The sequence below is a fragment of the Brachybacterium sp. AOP24-D1-21 genome (assembly GCF_052378665.1).
Lineage (GTDB): Bacteria > Actinomycetota > Actinomycetes > Actinomycetales > Dermabacteraceae > Brachybacterium.
The window spans coordinates 2,490,091-2,510,066 of sequence record NZ_JBQSXX010000001.1 but is presented as its reverse complement, the minus strand read 5'-3'; the positions used below and the strand labels follow the sequence as shown (position 1 = coordinate 2,510,066).

Here is a 19,976-nt window from a genome sequence, read left to right as displayed (position 1 = left end):
GATGAACGGTCAGTAGCCGTGGACGGTGTCTGGCCAGCGCAGTTCGACACCGTCGGCCTCGAGCAGCGCCTGCAGATCGGCGACCTGCTGCGGTGACGCATGTGCGGCATGCGGGGTGGTGCCGGCCTCGAGGCAGTGCACGGCCAGCAGGCCGGCCGCCTCCCCGAGGTTCCACTCGACCGGATGCAGTCGGTAGCACCCGTTGGTGATGTGCGTCGTGGCCACGTTCTTGCAGGCCGCGAGCAGGTTCGTGGTGCGCTGCGGGATGAGCATCCCCAGCGGGATCTCGAAGGGCTCGGCGGGCACGTCGATGTAGTTGTCCCCGCCGGTGGAGGGATGGAGGTCGATCCGGTACATGCCGATGCCGACGGAGTCCGGGTAGCTCCTGGCCCCCTGATCGCCGCGGATCTCCCCGGAGACGTCCTGCTCGCGCACCGTCTCGAGGCCGCGGATGCGGCGGGATTCGCGATGGTAGGGCGCCATGGCGAGGCCGTCCTCGGTGCCCATCACGTCGGCCCGCAGGCGCAGGCCGGGCCAGCCGCGGCCACCGTCGGGGCGTGGGGCCTCGGTCTGCATCCAGTGGAGCATCGAGAGGGAGAGCTGCTTGGCATCGGCCAGGCTCTCGGCGTACTCCTCCTCGGGAACGTCCAGCGTGGTGCGCTCGAAGTAGTCGATGCTCGGCCAGTTGATCAGGCAGATGTCGCTCGCGAAGGTGCCGGGGGTGAAGAGGTCCCGGGCGATGATCCGGCGGAAGGTCCACAGGTTCCCGTCGCCGGGGTCCTTGGACTGGTCGGCGGTGACCGCGAGCGCGTCATCCCCGGGGTTCGGGGAGAAGTGCCGCTCGCCGATCTCGAGGGTGCGCGGGTTCGGCGCGGTCCAGGAGATGAGCGGCGCGCCCCAGAAATCGGGCTGGAGCGAGGTCCAGTGCTCGTAGCGCTCGGGCCTCGGGATCGTGTGGTCCTCCCCCTCGAGGTGGTCCACCGCGAAGCAGTAGGTGAGCGCCTGGACGTTCTCGGGCTGGGCGGTCTCGGGAGCGCTGGGCTCGCCGGTCTCGGCCCGGGACTCGAAGCCGGTGACGTACTCGGTGCCGGTCAGGGGCAGCAGCTCGCCGGTCTCGGTGGCGTCGATGACATAGGCCGCCTCGACGGTGTACTCCTCCCCCGTCTCCAGCGAGCGCAGCGTCACGGAGGTGACGGCGTCCCCATCGGCCCCCGCAGCGACCGGGCGCACCCGCAGGTCGACGGTGAGGCGGCGGGTTGCGGTGTGCGGCGCGATCATCGCCTCGATCACGGCCAGCCCTGCCCGCGGCTCATGGCAGAGCTTCGAGACCCAGCCCGCGCCGGGGTTGAGGTCCTCCCGGGCACGCGCGGCGACGGTGAGGGGATAGTGGCGGCGGTAGTGGTCACGGATCCCGTCGCGCAGCTCCCGATAGGAGGCGGTGCAGCCGAACTCCTCGATCCACGGGTGCTCGTCCGGGGGTACGCCCTGGCTGGTCAGCTGGCCGCCGAGCCAGGCGAACTCCTCGGTGAGATGGACGCGCATACCGTGGCGCGCGGCGGCGAGGGCGGCGGCGACGCCGCCGAGACCACCGCCGACCACGAGGACGTCGACGCGGGGATCGTGAAGGGTCATCGGTGGGTCTCCTTGGAGATCGAGGGAGCGGGTCCGGTGGTGGTACCCGCGGTGACGGTGCAGGGCAGGAGGATCTGGGTCTCGCCGGGCCGCGCGGGATTCTGCAGCAGGCGCAGGAGCATCTGCACCGACCCAGCGCCCATCTCGTGGCGCGGGATCGTGAAGCCGCTCCAGGCCACGGCCGAGCCGTGGGGGCTCTCCGGGTCGCCGAGGCGGGCGATCGAGAGGTCCGCGGGCAGCGAGAGCCCGCGGGAGAGTGCGAGCAGGCGGAGCTTCGAGGCCAGGTCCGGGGTGGCCGCGATCGCTGTGGCCCCGGTGCCGAGCACATCGTCGAGCAGGGAGCCGACATCGAGCGCCTCCCCGTCGAGCCGGAGGGGACTGACCTCGAGCCTGGCCGCCGCCCGCTCGAATCCCTGGCGCCGGTCGATACCGGACTCGTGGTCTGGGAACTCGAGGGCAAACGCGATCCGGCGGTGCCCGAGAGCGGCGAGATGCTCGATGACCTGCTCGGTCGCCGTGCCGTAGTCGGCGCCGACATAGGGCACCTCGGCGCCATCAGCCTCGCGGCGACCGATGAAGACGAAGGGGTAGTCGTGGGCGAGCAGCTCGGACAGGTCCCGGCGGTGGCTGTGGCGGCCGAAGAGCAGGCAGCCGTCGGCCAGATGCAGGCGGCCCCGCCGTGCCCAGTCGCGCAGCCCCTCCCGGCCGCTCGCGGGATCGCCGCCGTGGCTCGAGGTGAACAGCAGCAGGTCGACGCCCTGTCGCAGGGCCTCGGCCTCGATGCCGCGCAGGAACGGGTAGTAGAAGTCGCTGGAGTCGTGCGGGAAGACCGGCTCGTAGGTGAAGACGCCGAAGATGGAGGTGCGGCCGCCGGCGAGATGCTTCGCGGCGAGATTGCCCCAGTAGCCGGTCTCCTCCACTGCGGCAAGGATCCGCAGGCGGGTCTCCTCGGTGAGTCGCCCCTGCACCTCAGCACCCGCATTGAGGGCCATCGACACGGTCGCCTGACTCACGCCGGCCGCACGGGCCACGTCGGCCTGCGTGGGTCTCCTGTGCGCGGTGGTGGCGTGCCGCTCCATCGGTCCTCCCGGGATCATGACGTCGTTGTCCGTGGGCCGAAGCACAACAGGTTATGCGCATAACCACAAGGGATCCCTTCCAGACCGGCCTTTGCTCCGCACCCGAAGGCGCGGTACGGTCGACACAGCTATGACACGAGCGACGACGAGGTGGATCGTGATCAACGCATGCCCGTCCGTTCCGATCTCCCGGAACGAGCTCGGATGACCGCGACCCGCTGGTCACCGACGGATTCTGCCTACCAGGCGCGGCTCCTGCGCGCCCATGAGGATCTGCGCGCGAACGCTGAGGTCCGTCCCGACCGGAATCCGGTGCGGGAGCCGGTGCTCGCCTCCTGGCGCCGCTCACTCGCCGCCCGGCCCGCGGACACCCTCCCCACCGGTGCCGTCCTCGAGGGAGGCGAGCTCGCTGCGGCGCGCCAGGAGCATCTCTTCTCGGCGGTGCTGCCGCTGCTGCGCTCCCGCCTGATCGACCCTGCCGTCGAGGCCGGGCTGATGGTCGCGCTGGGCGATGCCCGGGGCAGGCTGCTGTGGGTCGAGGGGCGGCCGCAGCTGATCTCCCGGGCCGATGACATGGGCTTCGCCGCCGGTGCCGACTGGTCCGAGAGCGCGATGGGCACCTCCGCGCCGGCCCTCGCCCTGACCACCAGCGCCTCGATGCAGGTGGTCGGTGCGGAGCACTTCCATGAGGCCGTGCACCCCTGGAGCTGCAGCGCCGTGCCGGTGCTGCATCCCCATACCGGAAGGACCCTCGGGTTCCTCGATGTCACCGGCACCGCCGAGGCGGTCTCCCCGCTGGTGCTGCCGCTGCTCGAGGCCACCGCCCGTGCGGTCCAGGACGAGCTGCGCGCCCTGCTGCCCGTCGGCCGCGCGGAGGGGGCACCGACCGGCCGCCGGCCGCGGATCCTGCCCCGCTCCCCGCGCTCTGCGGGTCTCAGGCGCGCGAGCGCCAGAGCAGCCAGACGAAGTAGGGCGCTCCGAGCAGGGCGACCATCAGCCCGGCCGGGATCTGCGCGGGGGCGATGAGGGAGCGGCCGAGCGCATCGGCCAGACCTACCAGCACGCCGCCGAGCAGCATCGCGACCGGGAGCGTGCGCAGGTGCCTACCGCCCACCAGCGCCCGCGCCAGGTGCGGGGCGACCAGTCCCACGAAGCCGACCACCCCGACGGCCACCACGCTGATCGAGGCGAGCACCGCCGCGAGCCCCATCACCGCGAAGCGGGTGCGCTCCAGCCGCACGCCGAGCACCCGCGGGGTGTCCTCGTCGATCGCGAGCAGATCCAGCTCGCGGTGCAAGCCCGCCAGCAGCGGGGCGATGACCACGAGCGCGATCAGGACAGGGAGCACATCGCCGAGGCCGCGGCCGTAGGTGGTCCCCGACAGCCAGGTGAGGATCCTCGGGGTGTCCCAGGGATTGGAGCTGAGCAGCAGGAACGTGGTCAGAGCACTCATCCCGTAGCCCGTGCCGATGCCGACCAGCACGAAGCGCTCGGGGGCCAGTCCGCCCCGCCAGGCGAGCAGCGCGATCGCCGCGAACGTGACGACCCCGACCCCGACGGCGCACAGGAGCATCAGCGGCCGCCCGCCGCCGAGCAGGGTCACCACGGCCGCCGCCCCGAGCCCGGCGCCAGCTGTGATGCCCAGCAGCCCGGGCTCCGCGAGCGGATTGCGCACGGTGGACTGCACCACGGTGCCGGCCAGGGCCAGCGCGGCGCCGGCGAGGACGGCAGCGCCCACCCGCGGCAGGCGTTCCCCGAGGGCGCGGCCGACGAGGTCGGGGGCCGCGCCCTGCACCCACAGGGCGATGTCCCCGGTGCGCAGCCACAGGCTGCCGGCGAGCATCCCGAGCACGACGACCGCCGCCAAACCGGCACCGAGCACGGCCAGCACCAGGAGGAACCGCCGCCGCGAGCGCAGACCGGAGCGGGCCTGGGGCGGCTGCGCCGTCGGTCCGGAGTCCCGCAGGCGCCGCGCGAGCACGACGATCATCACCGCACCCAGCAGCGCGGTCGGGATCCCGGTGGGGATCGCGGCGGCGCCCTGCGGGGTCAGCAGGGCACGCAGCCCGGCGTCGGCCAGCAGCACGATCAGCGCACCGAGCAGCCCGGAGACCGGGATCAGCAGGTGATGACGGTGCACGGCGCCGACGAGACCGCCCAGCAGCCGTGCCAGCACCGGCGCTCCGAGGCCGACGAACGCGAGCGGCCCGGCGACGGTGACGGCCACCGCGGTCAGCAGCACGGCGCAGAGCACGGCGATCGCGCGAGTCGGGGCGACCGGCACGCCGAGCGCGCTCGCGGCGTCGTCCCCCAGCCCCAGCACGTCCAGGCGCCGGGCGAGCAGGAGGGCGGCCAGCAGCACGAGCCCGATCACCGGCAGCGCCCGCAGCGAGGCGTCGAGGTTCAGCTGGGACAGGGAGCCGCTGCCCCAGGCGTACAGGCCCGTCGTCTCCGCCTCGAAGAGGATCAGCAGCATCGTGGTGCCGGACTGCAGCGCCATCGCCACCGCGGAGCCAGCCAGGATCAGGCGCGTGGTCGAGGAGCCGGCCCCTCCCGCGAGTGCCAGCACGAGCCCGGCCGCGAGCAGCCCGCCGACGAAGGCGACAGCTCCTGAAGCCCACAGCGGCACGGTGAGGCCGAAGGCGGCCACGGCGCTGATCGCGAAGTAGGAGCCGGCCGTCACCGCGAGCGTGTCCGGGGAGGCCAGGGTGTTGCGGGAGATGGACTGCAGCAGCGCCCCGGCGGCGCCGAGCGCGATGCCGACGGCGATCCCGGCGGCGAGGCGGGGCAGGCGGGAGGCGAGCAGCACCTCGGCCACACTCACCGTCCGCTCGTCGCTCCGGGCACCGGCGAGGTGTCGCACGAGGTCGAGGAGTCCGATGTCGGAGGTGCCCTGGGTGAGGTGCCACAGCCCCACCAGCGCCACGGCGACCGCCAGTGCCGCCACCGTGGCGGTTCCCGCGAGGAGACCCCCGGCGGCCGGCCGGGTCACGGGGCCGAGACGGAGCCGACGTAGGCGTCGATCGCCTGTTCGGCGGAGCGGGGTCCGCCGAAGGTCCAGATGCCCTCGGGGAAGGCATGGGCACGGCCGTCCTCCACCGCAGGCAGGGAGGTCCAGATCTGGTTCTTCTCGAGCTCGCTGACGTAGTCCCCGGCAGGATCGTCGGTCCCGGTGTAGAAGAGGTTCGCCTCCCCCACCTCGATGAGCCCCTCGATATCCGTCTGCCCCAGGCCATAGGCCGGATCGACCTCACCGGTCCAGGCCGGCGTGAGGCCGAGCTCCGCACCGATCGCTGAGAACAGCGCGCCCTCGCCGAAGGGCCGCAGGGAGACGTTGCCGCCCTCGACCCAACCGTCGAAGTACACGAAATCGGTGGTGGGCAGGGCGGCGGCGGTGATCTCCTGCCGCGCCGAGGCGACGTGCGCCTCGAACTCGCCGAGCACCACCTCAGCGCGCTCGGTGCGCCCGGTGGCCTCGGCGATCAGGGTGAAGAGGTCTTTCATGTGGCCGAGCGGATCAGAGGCGTCCGCGCCCAGGGTGGCCAGCACCGGCACGCCCCGCTCCTCGAGCTGCGCGATGATCTCGTCCTCCGGACCGGTCGCCTCGACGATCACCAGATCCGGATCGGCCGCGAGCAGGGCGTCGAGGTTCGGCTCGCCCCGGGTGCCGACGTCCATCGTCCCCTCGGGCAGGGTCTCTGCGGTGACCCAGGTGCCGAAGCCCTCGACGTCCGCCGCTGCGACCGGGGCGATGCACAGGCTCAGCAGGCCCTCGGTCTGCTGCCACTCCAGCACGGCGACCCGCTCGGCGGGCGCCTCGAGCTCGACGGTGCGACCGAGGTGGTCCGTCACGCTGACCGGGCCGGTCGCGGTGGAGGTCTCGTCGGCCGCACAGGATTCGCTGATCGCAGCGGCGTCCGACGGGGCCCCGCTCGCGGTGTCGGGGACCTCGGTCGTGCCGCAGGCGGCGAGTGCGGTGAGGGCCAGTGCGGCGGTGGCCGCGACACGCGCGCGGCGAGGGGTACGGATCATGAGGGGCTCCTGGGGAGGGGGCAGAAAGGGGAGGGGGCAGAACAGGGAATGGAAGGTGTGAGAGGCGGGCAGCGGGAGATGAGGGTCCCCGGAGACAGGGTCCCCGGAGACGGAGAATCCTCAGTTCGTGCCCTCCGGCGGAGGCGCTTCAGCCTCAGGCTGGAGCGGCGGCGGGGAGGCTGCGGCGGCTGCGCGCGTCGATCCGCAGACGGCCGTCGAGGGGGTCCGCGGTGACGTCGATGGGGATGTCGTAGACGTGGCTGAGGTGTGCTGAGGTGAGGACCTCGGCGGCCCGCCCGGCGGCGTGCACGCGCCCCTCGCGCAGGAGCACCACCTGATCGGCGATGCGCGCGGCGTGGCCGAGATCGTGCAGCACGATGCCGATGGCGACCCCGTGACCCTCGGCGAGCTCCCGCACCAGGTCGAGCGTCTCGATCTGATAGCGCAGGTCGAGATGATTGGTGGGTTCGTCCAGCAGCACGATCCCCGTGTCCTGGGCGAGGCAGGAGGCGAGCCAGACCCGCTGCATCTCGCCTCCCGAGAGCTCGCCGACGGCGCGCGGAGCGAAATCGGTGATGCCGGTCAGGCGCATCGCATGATCGATCGCGGCGCGGTCGGCGGCATCGAGTCCGGCGAAGCGGCGCCGGTGGGGATGGCGACCGAAGGCGACGACATCGCGGACCGAGAGCCCCTGTGGGGCGGTGCGGGTCTGGGTGAACAGCGTCAGCGCCCGGGCGAACTCCTTGGTACCGAGCAGATCGACACTGCGCTCGCCCTCCCCGTCGGTCAGACGGATCCCGCCGGAGCGCAGCGGATGGAGGCGGGCCATCGCACGCAGCACCGTGGACTTCCCGCTGCCGTTGGGGCCGAGCAGCGCCGTAACGGCTCCCGACCGCAGCGCGAGCGAGACTTCATGGACGACGGGACTGCCGCCGTAGCTCAGAGTGAGCTGGTCACCGAGGAGAGCCGGGTGCTGAGCGGGGCCGGGAACAGAGGAGGGAACGGAGCCGGCAGCGCGGCTGGGCTCGGGAGGGGCGATTGACACAAGGTAAGCCTACCCTTAGCCATTTCGGCTCGTCCACACTTGCACATATCGTGGACGACGGGAGGGCACGGCGGCTGATCAGCAGGGGCACGGCGGCCGTAAGGATGCCCGGCGGCTCAGCGGCTGCAACGCCGCCCGGCGGCTCTCGAGCCGGAACTCCCGTCACGTCCGTCGTTCCCGGCCTACCCTGGGGGCCAGAGCACTCCTCGACCTTGCGCGATGACGCGCCCCACGACGGGAGATGAGAACGATGCCCCACCTGCTCGATGTGCCCGGCATGAGCCGCTGGATCCAGCGCGACGGCCCCGAGAACGTCCTGACCGGCTTGACCCGAATCCTCGAGGAGGACCTGCGCCGGTGGGACTCCTTCGAGAAGATCCCCCGCCTGGCCAGCCACACCCCGTTCGGCGTGATCGAGCTGATGCCGATCACCGACGGGGAGCTGTACTCGTTCAAGTACGTCAACGGCCACCCGTTGAATCCTGCCCGCGGGCTGCAGACCGTCACCGCCTTCGGGATGCTGGCCGATGTGGACAACGGCTACCCGATCTTCTTCGCGGAGATGACGCTGCTGACCGCGCTGCGCACCGCCGCGACCTCGGCGCTCGCGGCCAGAGAGCTCGCGCGCCCCGGGGCCCGAACCCATGCCCTGATCGGAGCAGGCTCCCAGGCAGAGTTCCAGGCCCTCGCCTTCCGCGCGGTGCTCGGGATCGATCAGCTGCGGGTGGTGGACCTGGACGAGGCCGCGGTGGAAAAGGTGCGCCGCAATCTCGAACCGCTCGGCTTCGAGGTGCACCTGTGCGAATCGGTGGACGAAGCGGTCCAGGGCGCCGACGTGATCACCACCTGCACCGCGGACAAGGCCCGCGCCGCCGTGCTGCACCGCGACCAGGTGCGGCCCGGCACGCACGTCAATGCGATCGGCGGCGACTGCCCCGGCAAGACCGAGCTCGATCCCGCGCTGCTGGAGGCTGCGCGGGTGGTGGTGGAGTACGAGCCGCAGACCCGCATCGAGGGCGAGATCCAGCAGCTGCCACCCGAGTTCGAGGTCGCCGAGCTATGGCAGGTGATCACCGGGGAGGTCGCCGGCCGCACCGACGATGAGGAGATCACGGTGTTCGACTCCGTCGGCTTCGCCCTCGCTGACTTCTCAGCGCTGCGCTACGCGCAGCAGGCGACCGACGGGACCGATCTGTTGGAGTGGATCGATGTGATCGCCGATCCGGATGATCCGAAGGATCTGTTCTCGCTGCTCACCGCGCAGACGCCGGCGGGCTGAGCGGCCGGCCGGAGACCTGCTCGGCGTCCGCCCGCTCGAGGTCCGCGAGGAGCCGCGCCACCAGGCCGTCCTCATCGAGCTCCTCCCCGAGAGCCTGCTCCTCCGTCGCTCCGAGCAGATCCCGCGACCGATACCAGGAGGCGACCTCGACGGGGCCGACGGACACCGCCAGAGGCTTGCCGGCGTGGCGGCGCAGGGTCTCCTCGAGGCTCACGTCGAGGTAGTACACGAGGTTCGGACCCTCGTGCTCGGCCAGCAGGCGCTCGAACATCGCGCCGTAGTACTCGGCCGGGAGGATGCCTTCAAGGATCGTGATCCGCCCAAGTCCAAGGCAGTGCCGCACGATGACCGCAAGCAGGTCGGCGGCCTCGGGGTCTGGGGCGTCGTGCTCGCGAAGCATCTCCCGGCGCACCTGATCCTGCCCGATCACGGCGACCCGCCCTCGCGGGAGCGAGCGCTGCACGCGGCGGGCGATCGTCGACTTGCCGGACGCGGAGTTCCCGCGCAGAATCACGAGCACGGAAGGCACCGGGTCACGCTCCGTGGGAGGGCTCGACCATTTCGGCGGGTGTGGTCTCCGGCTCGGTGCCGGTGATCTGCCCGAGCACGTTCATCAGGTGGTAGATGACCAGTGCTGCCGCGGTGCCGAGCGCGATGCCGGTGAGCTGGATGCCTCCGAAGGTCCAGGTCACGTTCGCGATGCCCACCACCAGGGCGACACCGGCGGTGAACTGGTTCTTCGGGCGGGAGAAGTCGACCTTGCCGTCCACCCACATGCGCACGCCGACGATGCCGATCAGGCCGTAGAGCACGAAGGTCACGCCGCCGAGGACGCCCGGCGGGATGGTGAAGATCATGGCGCCGACCTTCGGGGAGAGCGAGAGCAGGATCGCGACGATGCCGGCCACCCAGTAGGCGGCGGTGGAGTAGACGCGGGTGGCGCTCATGACGCCGATGTTCTCGCCGTAGGTGGTGGTCGGCGAGCCGCCGAAGCCGGCCGAGAGCGCCGTGGCCAAACCGTCGGAGCTGAGGGTGCGGCCCACCATGTGGTCGAGGTTCCGATGGGTCATCAGGCCCACGCTGGTCACGTGGCCCACGTTCTCCGCCAGCAGCACCACCACGACGGGCAGGAACATCGGCAGCAGGCCGAGGTTGAACTCGGGGTGATGGAACTCGGGCAGGCCGAGCCAGGCGGCGTCGGCGACGGGAGAGAAGTCGACCTCGCCGCGCAGCACCGCCACGGCGTAGCCGACCAGCACGCCCAGCAGCACCGAGACCCTCCCCAGCAGGCCCTTGAACAGGGCGGTGCACAGCACCACCGCGAACAGGGTGATGGTGGCGGTGACCGCCGACTCCTTGAAGTTCAGGTACGCCGTCGGAGCGAGGTTGAAGCCGATCAGGGCGACGATCGAGCCCATCACCACCGGCGGCATGAGCGCCCCGATCCAGCGGGTGCCGATCTTCTGGACCAGCAGTCCCAGCAGTGCCAGCAGGATGCCGGTGACCATCACCCCGCCGAGCGCCGCGCCCATCGAATCTGCCTGAGTGGAGGCGGTGATGGGGGCGATGAAGGCGAAGGAGGAGCCGAGATAGCTGGGCACCTTGTTGTGGGTGATGATCAGGAACAGCAGGGTGCCGATGCCGGAGAACAGCAGGGTCGTCGACGGCGGGAAGCCCGTCAGCAGCGGCACCAGGAAGGTGGCGCCGAACATGGCGATGACGTGCTGGGCGCCGATGCCGATGGTCAGCGGCCAGGCCAGCCGCTCCTCGGGCAGGACGATCGCGTCGGGGGCGATGGTGCGGCCATCTCCGTGCAGGCTCCAGCGGAACATGATTCTCCAGGGGGTGAGGAGGGTGAAGGGGTGGGGCGGAGGCAGGCGGCTCGCGGGGAGGAGCGCGCTGCAGCGCGGTCAGGCGCTGGGGAAGTTCTTCCGGCGGGCCGTCTCCTCGGTGACATCCGGGACCCGGTCCAGCAGGGAGACGCGCCCGCCATCACGGGCCCGGAAGTCGGCGAACATCCGGGTGACGTCCGGGGCGCCGAACTCGTCACGCACCGGGGCGGGCACCGTGAGCATCAGCGCTGCGGCGAGTCCGATGAACAGTGCGACTCCGCCGGTGGCGAGCCCTGCCCCGGCGGCCATCGCCAGGGAGTTGACGATCACGTCGAGGAAGCCGACGACCGTCAGCACCAGCGCGGCGACCACGCCGCTGGCCCGGGCGCTCACGGCCGGACGTGAGAGGAGCGAGGTGCGCCCGAACAGCGAGACCACCACGAAGCAGCCGCAGACCACCGCATCGATCAGGTGCAGCGACGAGCTTCCGGGCGCCTTCCCCGTGGTCGCGACGATCGCGGCCAGCAGGTGCCAGATCACCGCCGCGGTGTGCATGATCGCGCTGAGCTCGAAGGCCCGCACCGTGTAGACCAGCCAGTCGGTGCGGCGGAACGAGACCGGCATGGTCCGCACGAAGGACCGGGAGATCATCAGCCCGAAGGCGGCGACCAGGAACGGCAGGTAGACGAAGCCGGAGGCGAAGCTCAGCGGCGCCGCGAACTGCAGCCCGAGGCTGTTGTCGGCGAGCGCAGCGATCACCAGCGCGGCCACCACCGCGGTCGAGGAGACGTACCAGGATCGCTCCCGGCGCAGCGCGGAGGCCAGCACGATCCCCAGCAGCAGGGCGGAGACCAGAGCGTTGGCGAAGGTCATCAGCGAGAACGCCCAGCCGGTGGTGAACACGCGGCCCACGATCATCACGGTCGCGATCAGCAGGGAGAGCGCCGTGGCCACGGCCACGCCCTGGAGCGCGATCCGGGCCGTGCGCCGGGCTCGCGCCTGGGGCAGGTAGCCCTCGTGGACGCGCGGCTCGATGCCCAGGATCGCACCGAGCAGGAGCAGAGAGACCCCGATGCCGATGCCCACCGGTGGCCCGTCGGGAAGGGACGCGAAGAGCTTGGGCAGGGAGAGCACCAGGTCCGCGCCGATCACGGTGATGGAGACGAGCAGTGCCGGCAGCAGGCCGACCAGGCGCAGGATGCGCACGGCGACCAGCGGCGGCTTCTCGGGGACCCAGCGCAGCAGGTGCACGATCAGCAGCGTCGCGAGCCCGGTGCCGATCGCGATCTTCCCGAGCAGATCCAGCAGCGGGCTCTCAGCGAGGGTGAAGGTGGTGGTCAGCGCGGTGGCCAGGCACACCAGGGCGAACACATCGCGCAGGGCGTCGAACACGCCCAGCTCCTTGAAGCGGTTCGGCAGCACGAATCCGTTCAGCGGAATCTCGTCATCCTCGGCGTTCGGGGTGGTGCCCGAGCGCGCATAGGAGACGGTGCCCGGGCGCGACAGCGGGGAGACCAGCTCTCGCTCCGAATGCTCTCGCTCCGACTCCGCTGCATCCGCTGCAGCGGCTGCTGCAGGGGTGCCGGCATCGGCCGCCGGGTCGCGGTCGGCCGGGTAGCGGTCGGCGGGGCCGTCGATGCTGTCAGTGCCGGCTGCATCGTCGGTGTCGTCGGCGCCGTCGGCGGGATCCAGCACCGGGATCGCTCCGGTCACCGCAGCCGGTTCCGCCGCGAGATCCAGGCTGCTGAGGTCGACCGTCTCGTTCTCGCCGACCGGCAGCGAGGGCGAGACTCCCCGACGGGCGAGCAGCGGGGTGGCGTAGCGATCGAAGGCAGCACGATCCGGCAGCCGATCGGTGGGCAGGCTGTGCGGGTCGTCGACCGCGAAGATCCAGTCGGCGTCCTGGTCCCGGTGCTGACTGTCCCGTGGCTCCCTGTCCATCGACCTTCTCTCCTGCCGTGCGACGCCCTGGGGCCGTCCGTGACTGCGCTCCATGCGCGGGTGTGCGTCTTGCATCCTAGGGACGGGAGGGGTGCTCCCCCCGTCGGCGCGCCGTGGGGCGGGTGCGCAGTGCGTCTCAGGTCGTCTCACAGCAGCGCTCGGCGCCCGCGCGTGTGCGGCGGGCTCCCGGACGGCTGTTCACAGGTGCAGGCGTGTGGCGAGCTCGTGGCGCACGGCCCCGCCGCGCACCGTCAGCAGCAGCACCACCGCGACCAGGCTGAGACCGCCGCAGATCGCGGAGGGGATCACCGGGTCCACCCAGCCCAGGGCGAGGAACACGATCGGGGTGAGCCCGAGCAGCACCGTCAGCCCGCTGTAGACGACGTAGTCGCCCACCTCCATCCGGATCACGCGGGCCGTGATCAGCAGCCCGACGATCGAGGCGGCGCAGACGATCGGCACCACGAAGGTCAGGGACCAGCCGTCCCAGCCGGAGAGGTAGTCCCAGTAGACGCATACCCCGCCCGCCGCCACCACCAGGTAGACGATGAACTTGGCGAGGTTGCGGCGCTTGCTCACCGCCATCACGACCACCAGCCAGGTCGTGGCGATGCCGAGCCATACACTGCGCAGCGCGCCGATGCCGTCATCGTCGGGCCCGAACAGCAGCTGGGCGATGAAGGACAGCACGATCACGCCGAGCGAGGTGAGGGCCAGGACCCTCAGCACCCGGCGTCGGGAGAAGCGCAGCGGCACCGCCGGGTAGGGGCCGGGGACGGGCGCGCCCACCAGGGTGGTCCCGCACAGCGGGCAGCGGATCCAGTCGCCCTCGACCTGGACCGTGCAGTCGGGGCAGCGCCTCATGTCCCGAACTCCAGCAGCTCGTCCTCGGAGACGCGGGCTGCGGAGACCGTGACCTCGACTCCCGCCTCGGTGAGCAGTGCGGCGTACTCCCGCACGTGATCGGTCTGCACGAAGGGAGCGGTGAAGCTGAGGGTGAGCAGCCCGGCGTGCGAGATGGCGCAGAACTGCGGGCGCACGGCGGAGACGTGGAACAGCATCCGTCCCACATGAGACGCGGCAGGCTCGGGCAGCGTGACCCGGCCCAGGTTCGAGACCGCGACCGTCAGCCGGCGGTTGTTCGCATGGTTGATCATGCTCAGCAGCCGGTCCTTGACCGGCCTGGGCACGATCCGGGCCAGCGGCAGGCGCTCCACGCGGATCAGCCGCTGCAGCTTCTGCTCGAGCGCCTCGGGGGTGGCCTCCGCGGAGAAGCTCTCCTGGAGTCCGCGGGCCACCGCCCCGGGCGCGTCGTCGCCGTGGCCGTAGGTGTGCTCGACCCGGATGGTCGCGAAGAAGTTCCGGGCGGAGGTCGAGGGGAAGAACTGGCGCAGGTTCACCGGCACCGATGCCGCCATCGTCGGCGCCCCGTGCGCTCCCTCGTCGGCGCGGCGGATCGCCTCGAAGAACAGTGCGGTGAGGTACATCGTCAGCGCCACCCCCTCGGCCTTCGCGAGGCCCAGCACGGGCCGCGCCGGCATCGTCAGCTCGATGATGCGGGTGCGGTGATCCGGGGTGCGGGTGCCGCGCACCCGGTGGATCCGGCGCCGGGCGGGACGGGCAGCGGCGGGCTCGACGGGCGTCTCCTCCGTCGGCGGCTCATCAGCCTCCGGGACCGTGAGCACCGCAGGTGCGGCTTCTCGGCTGAACTCCTCCTGGTGGGCGTCCTCGTCAGCATCGACGGTGCGGCGACGGCGCCGGAAGTAGTGGGCGAAGGAGTCGGTGGTCAGCTCATGCACCTCCTCGGCGGCCAGCGCGCCGGTCCGGGTGCCCACTGCCCCGAGCGGAGGATCCGGGCGCTCCGCAGCCCCCGGACGCGCCTCGGCCGCCGCCACCGAGAGGGGCGGGGCCTCCTCGGGGAAGCGTCGTCGGGTGTATCCGGCCAGCAGGTCGGTGAGGAACCACAGTGCCCCGGTGCCATCGGAGAGCGCATGGAAGATCTCCAGGATGATGCGCCGGCGGTGATGGAGCACCCGGAACAGCAGCGTGCGCCGGTCCGGCTGGTAGATCGCGGCGCAGCTGGGAAGCACCTCCTCCTCCACCACCGGCTGCAGGTCGCTGTCCTGGAGGTAGTACCAGAACACCCCTCGGCGCAGCACCGCGTGATAGAGCGGGAAGCGCTCGAAGGTCTCGTCGAGCGCCTCCTGCAGCAGGGCCGGGTCGACCTCGTGGTCCAGCTCGGCGCTCATCCGGAACACCTTGGGATCCGCGTCGCTGCGGGCCGCCGGGAAGATGTTCGAGGCATTGTCCAGGCGGACCCAGTGCCGGCGGCGCACGGGCCGGTTCATGGGCTCACCTGCACTGGGGGGTCCTGGGCGGTGCTGGGCACGCCTGCCTCCAGGAATTCGTCGATCACCTCGTAGGCCTCCCGCAGCGGGCGGGCGAATCGCGGGAGGGTGATGAAGCCGTGCAGCGCCCGCTGAACCCGGTGGAGGCGCACCCGGTTGCCGGCCGCCTCGAGCGCCCGGGCGTAGGCCTCGCCTTCATCGCACAGCAGGTCCAGCTCGGCGGTGATCATGAGGGTGTCCGGCTGCCCGGAGAGGTCGGTGGCCATCAGCGGGGAGACCAGGCGATTCTTCCTCTGCTCGGGATCGGGGGCGTACATCTCGAAGTAGTCCTGGATCTCGGTGTTGGTCAGCCGGTAGTCCTCGCCGTGATGGCGCACGGAGGGGAACGGCGAGGTCTCCGGATCGTGATCCCAGTGCGTGACGGGGTACAGCAGGATCTGACGCGAGGGCGGGCGGTGGCCGCGCTCACGCAGCAGCAGGGAGACCGCCGCGGCGAGGTTCCCCCCGGCGGAGTCGCCCATCAGCACGATCTGGTCCGCGTCCTCGAGCCCGGCCCGGCGGGGATCCTCGAGCAGCCGGCGCGCGGTGCCGTAGCAGTCCTCGAGCGCGGCCGGGAACGGATGCTCGGGCGCCAGCCGGTAGTCGACCGACGCCACCCGGCAGCCGGTGAGGTCGGCCATGGTGGCGCAGGCAGGGGTGTAGCTCTCGATATCTCCGGTGACCCAGCCGCCGCCATGGAAGAACAGCAGCAGCTCGTCACGCCGCTGCACGCGCGGGGTGAACACGCGCACCGGCACGCGCCTGCCGGTCCCGCTGTCGGAGAAGGTGTCCCAGGTGGGGGTGCGGTAGCGCGCGGCAGGCAGCGCGGCCAGCTGTCGCTGCAGATGCCGCACCCGCTCGTAGTCCTCCCGCACATCGAAGCGGGCGAGGGAGACGAGGCGCAGCGCGAGCCTCAGCAGCGGGTTCACGGGCGGGAGCCCGTGACGGCGGGGAACAGGTCCATGCCTCCAGGATAGTCAGCGCTGAGGGCCGGTCCGCTCGACCTCGTCGCTCAGCACAGATCTGCCCTGTCGGCGGCGAAGCGCACTGCGGGACCGGCCTCGATCCGGCCCTCGCCCATCTCGATCACCGGGCCGATCAGGAGGCGGTGGGTGGCGGCGTCGACCGCCTGCTCGATGCGGATCGCGAAGTGGGCGAGCACGCCGGGCAGGATCGCGTCCCCGTCACCGGTGCGGGTGACCTCGAGACCGTTGAACATCCCCTGCAGCGGGGCGGCCGGGGTGCCGAAGCGGTCCGCGAGATCGTGCTGATCCTCGGCGAGCAGGTTCAGGCAGAAGTGCCCGGCCTCCTCGACCGCCTCCGCCGCCCGCGACATGCCGTACAGCGCGATCAGCATGGTGGGCGGGTCATAGGAGAGGTCGAGATAGGAGTCGACGGTCACGGCGAGATCATGGGAGCCCTGCCGGGTGCTGACCACGGCCAGCCCCACCGCGAGCAGGTCGCTGAGGCGGCGGTACTCGTCCTGGTCCACGGAATTCATCGGCGCGGCTCAGCGGGCCGTCGGGAACATCCGGGCCCGGGCCGAGCTCGAGTCCATGACCTCCTTGCCGAAGGGGAAGCAGGTCACCGGGATCAGCTTGAGATTCGCCCAGGCCAGCGGTATGCCGATGATGGTGACGGCCTGTGCGAGCGCGGTGCCCACGTGCCCGAGGGCCAGCCACCAGCCCGCGATCACGAACCAGATCACGTTGCCCAGGGTGCTCATCGCTCCGCCGCCGCCAGTGTCCACGACCTCACGGCCGAACGGCCAGAGCACGAAGCCGGCGATCCGGAAGGAGGCGATCCCGAAGGGGATCGTGACGATGAAGATGCAGGCGAGGACGCCGGCGACCAGGTAGCCCAGGAACAGAGCCCAGCCAGCGGTCAGCAGCCAGATGAGGTTGAGGATCAGAGTCAGTACGGAGCGCATGGCACCAGCCTAGGGATCTGCTGCGGCGGTGGCCATGGGGATGTCCCCCTCGGCGAGCCTGCGGGCAGCGGCCGGGAGGTCCGTCCAGCATCACGCTCCGCCGCGCAGGATCAGCTCGCCGCGCCGATTACCCTGGAGCCATGCCAGCTCCCGAGATCGCGCTGACCCAGCGTTTCCAGTCCGCCTTCACCGCCGCCTTCGGGCCCGAGTTCGCCGACGCGGATCCGATCATCCGCCCCTCCCAGTTCGCGGACTTCCAGTGCAACGCCGCGATGGGACTCGCGAAGCGCCTGGGGAAGAAGCCCCGCGACATCGCCGCCGAGATCCTCGCCGCGGTCGACCTGGACGACATCGCCGAGACCCCCGAGATCGCCGGGCCCGGCTTCCTGAACATCCGCCTGCGCACCGACTGGATCGCCGCGCAGGCCGCCGAGCTCGCCGCCGATGCGCGCCTCGGCGTCCCCTCCCCCGCCTCCCCCGACACCGTGGTGGTCGACTACTCAGCGCCGAACGTCGCCAAGGAGATGCACGTCGGGCACCTGCGCACCACCGTGGTGGGCGACTCGATCGTGCGCACGCTCGAGAAGCTCGGCCACACCGCGATCCGCCAGAACCACATCGGCGACTGGGGCACCCCCTTCGGCATGCTCATCGAGCACCTCCTCGAGGTGGGCGAGGACAGCGCCGAGGCCGATCTGCTCAAGACCGATCCCAACGCCTTCTACCAGGCAGCGCGCGGCAAGTTCGACGCCGCAGAAGCGGCCCAGGAGGCGGGCGCGGGGACCCCCGGACCCGAGGGCGGCGATTTCGCCTCCCGCGCTCGCCAGCGCGTGTCCACGCTGCAGTCCGGCGACGCCGAGTCGCTGCGGATCTGGACCAACCTCGTGGAGCTGTCCAAGCAGTACTTCCACCGCATCTACGACATGCTCGGCGTCACCCTCACCGACGAGCACCTGGCCGGCGAGTCCAGCTACAACGACCTGCTCGAGGCGGTCTGCACGGATCTCGAGGCCGCCGGGATCGCGCGGATCTCCGACGGCGCGCTGTGCGTCTTCCCCGAGGGCTTCCTGGGCCGGGACGAGCAGCCGCTGCCGCTGATCATCCGCAAGTCCGACGGCGGCTACGGCTACGCCACCACCGATCTCGCCGCGATCCGCCACCGGACCACGACGCTCGGCGCCGACCGCATCGCTTATGTGGTCGGCACCGCCCAGGAACTCCACTTCCAGATGGTCTTCAGCGTCGCCCGCGAGGCCGGCTGGCTGCCGGAGGACGTCCAGGCGCAGCACGTGAAGATCGGCTCGGTGCTCGGCGAGGACGGCAAGATCCTGCGCACCCGCTCCGGCTCCTCCCTGCGGCTGATGGCGCTGCTCGAGGAGGCCGTGGCCACCGCCCGCACCGTCATCGAGGAACTGCGACCGGACCTGCCCGAGGCGGAGCGGGAGCAGATCGCCCACGACATCGGCATCGGCGGTGTGAAGTACGCCGACCTCTCCACCGCGCACGACTCGGACTACACCTTCGACCTGGACCGGATGCTGGCCCTGACCGGCAACACCGCCCCGTACCTGCAGTACGCGGTGGCCCGGATCCGCTCGATCAGCCGCAAGGCCGCCGCCCAGGGGATCACGGCGGCCGCCGCCCCGCAGGTCGAGAACGATGCGGAGCGGGCGCTCGCGCTGGCGCTGCTGGAGTTCGGGCCGACGCTCGCCGCGGTCGGCGCCGAGTTCGAACCGCACCGGCTGTGCGCCTACCTGTTCTCGCTCGCGCAGGCATTCACCTCGTTCTACGAGGCCTCCCCGATCCTCAAGGAGTCCGACGAGGGGATCCGGGCCGGCCGACTCGCCCTCGCCCAGCTGACCGAGCAGGTGCTGGTCGACGGTCTCGACGCCCTCGGGGTGAACGCGCCTCAGCAGATGTGAGCTCCGGATGTGAGCTCTGGGCCCCGCCGGAGTGACGCCTCCGGCGGGCAACCCGCGGCAATTCATACAGCTGTCGGCCGTCGTGACCGAAACGTGGCCCGACGTTATCCAAACGTGCCCGATCCGAGCGGCTCATGCCCTGGTCCGGACGGGAAGCGGTTCCTACGCTTGAGCAGTGCCGCCGATCCGCTCCGTCCACCACCTGCTCTGGGCGCTCTACGCCCTCACGGTGATCGTGCACATCGGTGCCGTGATGATGGACGCGGACGTCGCCCAGCGGCTGACCCAGCCCCTGTTCGCACCGCTGTTGATGGCGGTGCTGCTCACCGCCGCGCCGCAGCGCTCCCGCACCACGACCCTGTTGCTCGGCGGGCTGCTGTGCGCCTGGGCCGGAGACACGCTGGGCCAGCTGCTGCCCGCTGCCGTCCAGCTCCTCACGGTGTTCGGCTTCCTGGGGGCGCTGGTCTTCTACTCGGCGGCGCTGGCCCCGATCTGGGCGCGCAGCCGCGATGCGATGCGCATCGCCCTGGCCATCCCCTATGCAGGGGTGGTGATCGGGCTGTTCGTGGCCTGCGCCGACGGCGCCGGTCCCCTGCTGCCGGTGGTCGCGGCCTATGCGGTGGCGCTGGCCACGATGGCTTTCCTCTCGGCCGGCGGCAACGGGCTGACCTGGACCGGGGGCACCCTGTTCCTGATGTCCAGCTCGCTGCTGGCGATGGACTGGTTCCTGCCGGGCGCTTCGATCGCCTACAGCACCGAGCTGGTGATGCTCACGTACACCGTGGGCCACGCCCTCCTGATCGCCGGCATGGTCCAGGCGCTGCCGCGCCGCCGCTGGACCGCCTGCGCGCCGACCGCAGCCCTCGTGATCGTCGAGAACTGAGGCCAGCCTGGGCT

The 19,976-nt window shown here is 71.3% G+C and carries 17 protein-coding genes; 4 read left to right on the top strand and 13 right to left on the bottom strand.

Going from position 1 to position 19,976, the window contains the following annotated elements; genetic code table 11:
• Window positions 1-9 precede the first annotated feature (9 nt).
• Together ACT3UF_RS11190 and ACT3UF_RS11185 are read right to left on the bottom strand one after the other, a co-directional pair.
• On the bottom strand, window positions 10-1,632 hold the full coding sequence (locus ACT3UF_RS11190) for an FAD-dependent oxidoreductase (RefSeq protein ID WP_442332691.1): 1,623 nt from the start codon (window positions 1,630-1,632) through the stop codon (window positions 10-12).
• Window positions 1,629-2,729, bottom strand: a complete 1,101-nt coding sequence (locus ACT3UF_RS11185) for a LacI family DNA-binding transcriptional regulator (RefSeq protein WP_444502497.1) — start codon at window positions 2,727-2,729, stop codon at window positions 1,629-1,631. Before ACT3UF_RS11185 ends, ACT3UF_RS11190 begins: the two co-directional genes overlap by 4 nt.
• A gap of 186 nt (window positions 2,730-2,915) precedes the next feature.
• On the opposite strand from ACT3UF_RS11185, the gene ACT3UF_RS11180 reads away from it, so the two are divergent.
• Complete coding sequence (locus ACT3UF_RS11180) at window positions 2,916-3,737, top strand: GAF domain-containing protein (RefSeq protein ID WP_444502496.1); 822 nt, start codon at window positions 2,916-2,918, stop codon at window positions 3,735-3,737.
• Here ACT3UF_RS11180 and ACT3UF_RS11175 read toward each other — a convergent pair.
• From ACT3UF_RS11175 to ACT3UF_RS11165, 3 genes are all read right to left on the bottom strand, one after another.
• Window positions 3,646-5,703: an iron ABC transporter permease gene (locus ACT3UF_RS11175; RefSeq protein WP_444502495.1), complete on the bottom strand. Its 2,058-nt coding sequence runs from the start codon at window positions 5,701-5,703 to the stop codon at window positions 3,646-3,648. The two genes, ACT3UF_RS11180 and ACT3UF_RS11175, sit on opposite strands and share 92 nt — an antisense overlap.
• Window positions 5,700-6,743 carry an iron-siderophore ABC transporter substrate-binding protein gene (locus ACT3UF_RS11170; RefSeq protein ID WP_444502494.1) on the bottom strand — a complete coding sequence of 348 codons (1,044 nt, stop codon included), beginning with the start codon at window positions 6,741-6,743 and terminating at the stop codon, window positions 5,700-5,702. The genes ACT3UF_RS11175 and ACT3UF_RS11170 overlap by 4 nt, the downstream gene beginning before the upstream one ends.
• 154 nt (window positions 6,744-6,897) lie before the next feature.
• Window positions 6,898-7,788, bottom strand: coding sequence for an ABC transporter ATP-binding protein (locus tag ACT3UF_RS11165; protein WP_444502493.1), 891 nt, complete (start codon window positions 7,786-7,788; stop codon window positions 6,898-6,900).
• 250 nt (window positions 7,789-8,038) lie between these two features.
• On the opposite strand from ACT3UF_RS11165, the gene ACT3UF_RS11160 reads away from it, so the two are divergent.
• Entirely contained in the window at window positions 8,039-9,067 is a 1,029-nt protein-coding gene (locus tag ACT3UF_RS11160) for an ornithine cyclodeaminase (protein WP_441446118.1), read from the top strand.
• On the opposite strand, the gene ACT3UF_RS11155 is transcribed toward ACT3UF_RS11160, so the two are convergent.
• From ACT3UF_RS11155 to ACT3UF_RS11120, 8 genes are all read right to left on the bottom strand, one after another.
• Window positions 9,042-9,596, bottom strand: a complete 555-nt coding sequence (locus ACT3UF_RS11155) for an AAA family ATPase (RefSeq protein WP_441446119.1) — start codon at window positions 9,594-9,596, stop codon at window positions 9,042-9,044. The two genes, ACT3UF_RS11160 and ACT3UF_RS11155, sit on opposite strands and share 26 nt — an antisense overlap.
• Window positions 9,597-9,600: 4 nt before the next feature.
• Window positions 9,601-10,899: a uracil-xanthine permease family protein gene (locus ACT3UF_RS11150; protein WP_442332444.1), complete on the bottom strand. Its 1,299-nt coding sequence runs from the start codon at window positions 10,897-10,899 to the stop codon at window positions 9,601-9,603.
• Window positions 10,900-10,977: 78 nt separating this feature from the next.
• Window positions 10,978-12,840 (bottom strand): DUF7937 domain-containing protein, encoded by a 1,863-nt coding sequence (locus tag ACT3UF_RS11145; protein WP_441445291.1) that lies wholly within the window; start codon window positions 12,838-12,840, stop codon window positions 10,978-10,980.
• A gap of 198 nt (window positions 12,841-13,038) precedes the next feature.
• The gene (locus ACT3UF_RS11140) at window positions 13,039-13,704 is read right to left on the bottom strand and encodes a DUF6320 domain-containing protein (protein ID WP_441445290.1); all 666 of its coding nucleotides are present in this window, start codon (window positions 13,702-13,704) and stop codon (window positions 13,039-13,041) included.
• Window positions 13,701-15,188, bottom strand: a complete 1,488-nt coding sequence (locus ACT3UF_RS11135; RefSeq protein WP_441445289.1) for an alcohol acetyltransferase — start codon at window positions 15,186-15,188, stop codon at window positions 13,701-13,703. The genes ACT3UF_RS11140 and ACT3UF_RS11135 overlap by 4 nt, the downstream gene beginning before the upstream one ends.
• Entirely contained in the window at window positions 15,185-16,156 is a 972-nt protein-coding gene (locus ACT3UF_RS11130; RefSeq protein WP_441445288.1) for an alpha/beta hydrolase, read from the bottom strand. The genes ACT3UF_RS11135 and ACT3UF_RS11130 overlap by 4 nt, the downstream gene beginning before the upstream one ends.
• Before the next feature lie 83 nt (window positions 16,157-16,239).
• Window positions 16,240-16,728: a flavin reductase family protein gene (locus ACT3UF_RS11125; protein ID WP_441445287.1), complete on the bottom strand. Its 489-nt coding sequence runs from the start codon at window positions 16,726-16,728 to the stop codon at window positions 16,240-16,242.
• Window positions 16,729-16,737: 9 nt separating this feature from the next.
• A complete protein-coding gene (locus ACT3UF_RS11120) occupies window positions 16,738-17,157 on the bottom strand; it encodes a YccF domain-containing protein (RefSeq protein WP_441445286.1) in 420 nt (139 codons plus the stop codon).
• Window positions 17,158-17,297: 140 nt separating this feature from the next.
• Between ACT3UF_RS11120 and argS the strand changes: the two genes are divergently transcribed.
• Together argS and ACT3UF_RS11110 are read left to right on the top strand one after the other, a co-directional pair.
• Window positions 17,298-19,079: an arginine--tRNA ligase gene (gene argS / locus ACT3UF_RS11115; protein ID WP_444502492.1), complete on the top strand. Its 1,782-nt coding sequence runs from the start codon at window positions 17,298-17,300 to the stop codon at window positions 19,077-19,079.
• 175 nt (window positions 19,080-19,254) lie between these two features.
• Window positions 19,255-19,962: a lysoplasmalogenase family protein gene (locus ACT3UF_RS11110; RefSeq protein ID WP_441445283.1), complete on the top strand. Its 708-nt coding sequence runs from the start codon at window positions 19,255-19,257 to the stop codon at window positions 19,960-19,962.
• Window positions 19,963-19,976 lie beyond the last annotated feature (14 nt).

What these genes read in the sequence shown, in the direction of transcription:
- ACT3UF_RS11190 (WP_442332691.1), bottom strand. Translation starts at nt 1,632, where the DNA reads ATGACCCTTCACGATCCCCGCGTCGACGTCCTCGTGGTCGGCGGTGGT.
- argS (WP_444502492.1), top strand. Translation starts at nt 17,298, where the DNA reads ATGCCAGCTCCCGAGATCGCGCTGACCCAGCGTTTCCAGTCCGCCTTC.
- ACT3UF_RS11170 (WP_444502494.1), bottom strand. Translation starts at nt 6,743, where the DNA reads ATGATCCGTACCCCTCGCCGCGCGCGTGTCGCGGCCACCGCCGCACTG.
- ACT3UF_RS11140 (WP_441445290.1), bottom strand. Translation starts at nt 13,704, where the DNA reads ATGAGGCGCTGCCCCGACTGCACGGTCCAGGTCGAGGGCGACTGGATC.
- ACT3UF_RS11180 (WP_444502496.1), top strand. Translation starts at nt 2,916, where the DNA reads ATGACCGCGACCCGCTGGTCACCGACGGATTCTGCCTACCAGGCGCGG.
- ACT3UF_RS11120 (WP_441445286.1), bottom strand. Translation starts at nt 17,157, where the DNA reads ATGCGCTCCGTACTGACTCTGATCCTCAACCTCATCTGGCTGCTGACC.
- ACT3UF_RS11185 (WP_444502497.1), bottom strand. Translation starts at nt 2,729, where the DNA reads ATGATCCCGGGAGGACCGATGGAGCGGCACGCCACCACCGCGCACAGG.
- ACT3UF_RS11150 (WP_442332444.1), bottom strand. Translation starts at nt 10,899, where the DNA reads ATGTTCCGCTGGAGCCTGCACGGAGATGGCCGCACCATCGCCCCCGAC.
- ACT3UF_RS11125 (WP_441445287.1), bottom strand. Translation starts at nt 16,728, where the DNA reads ATGAATTCCGTGGACCAGGACGAGTACCGCCGCCTCAGCGACCTGCTC.
- ACT3UF_RS11160 (WP_441446118.1), top strand. Translation starts at nt 8,039, where the DNA reads ATGCCCCACCTGCTCGATGTGCCCGGCATGAGCCGCTGGATCCAGCGC.
- ACT3UF_RS11135 (WP_441445289.1), bottom strand. Translation starts at nt 15,188, where the DNA reads ATGAACCGGCCCGTGCGCCGCCGGCACTGGGTCCGCCTGGACAATGCC.
- ACT3UF_RS11145 (WP_441445291.1), bottom strand. Translation starts at nt 12,840, where the DNA reads ATGGACAGGGAGCCACGGGACAGTCAGCACCGGGACCAGGACGCCGAC.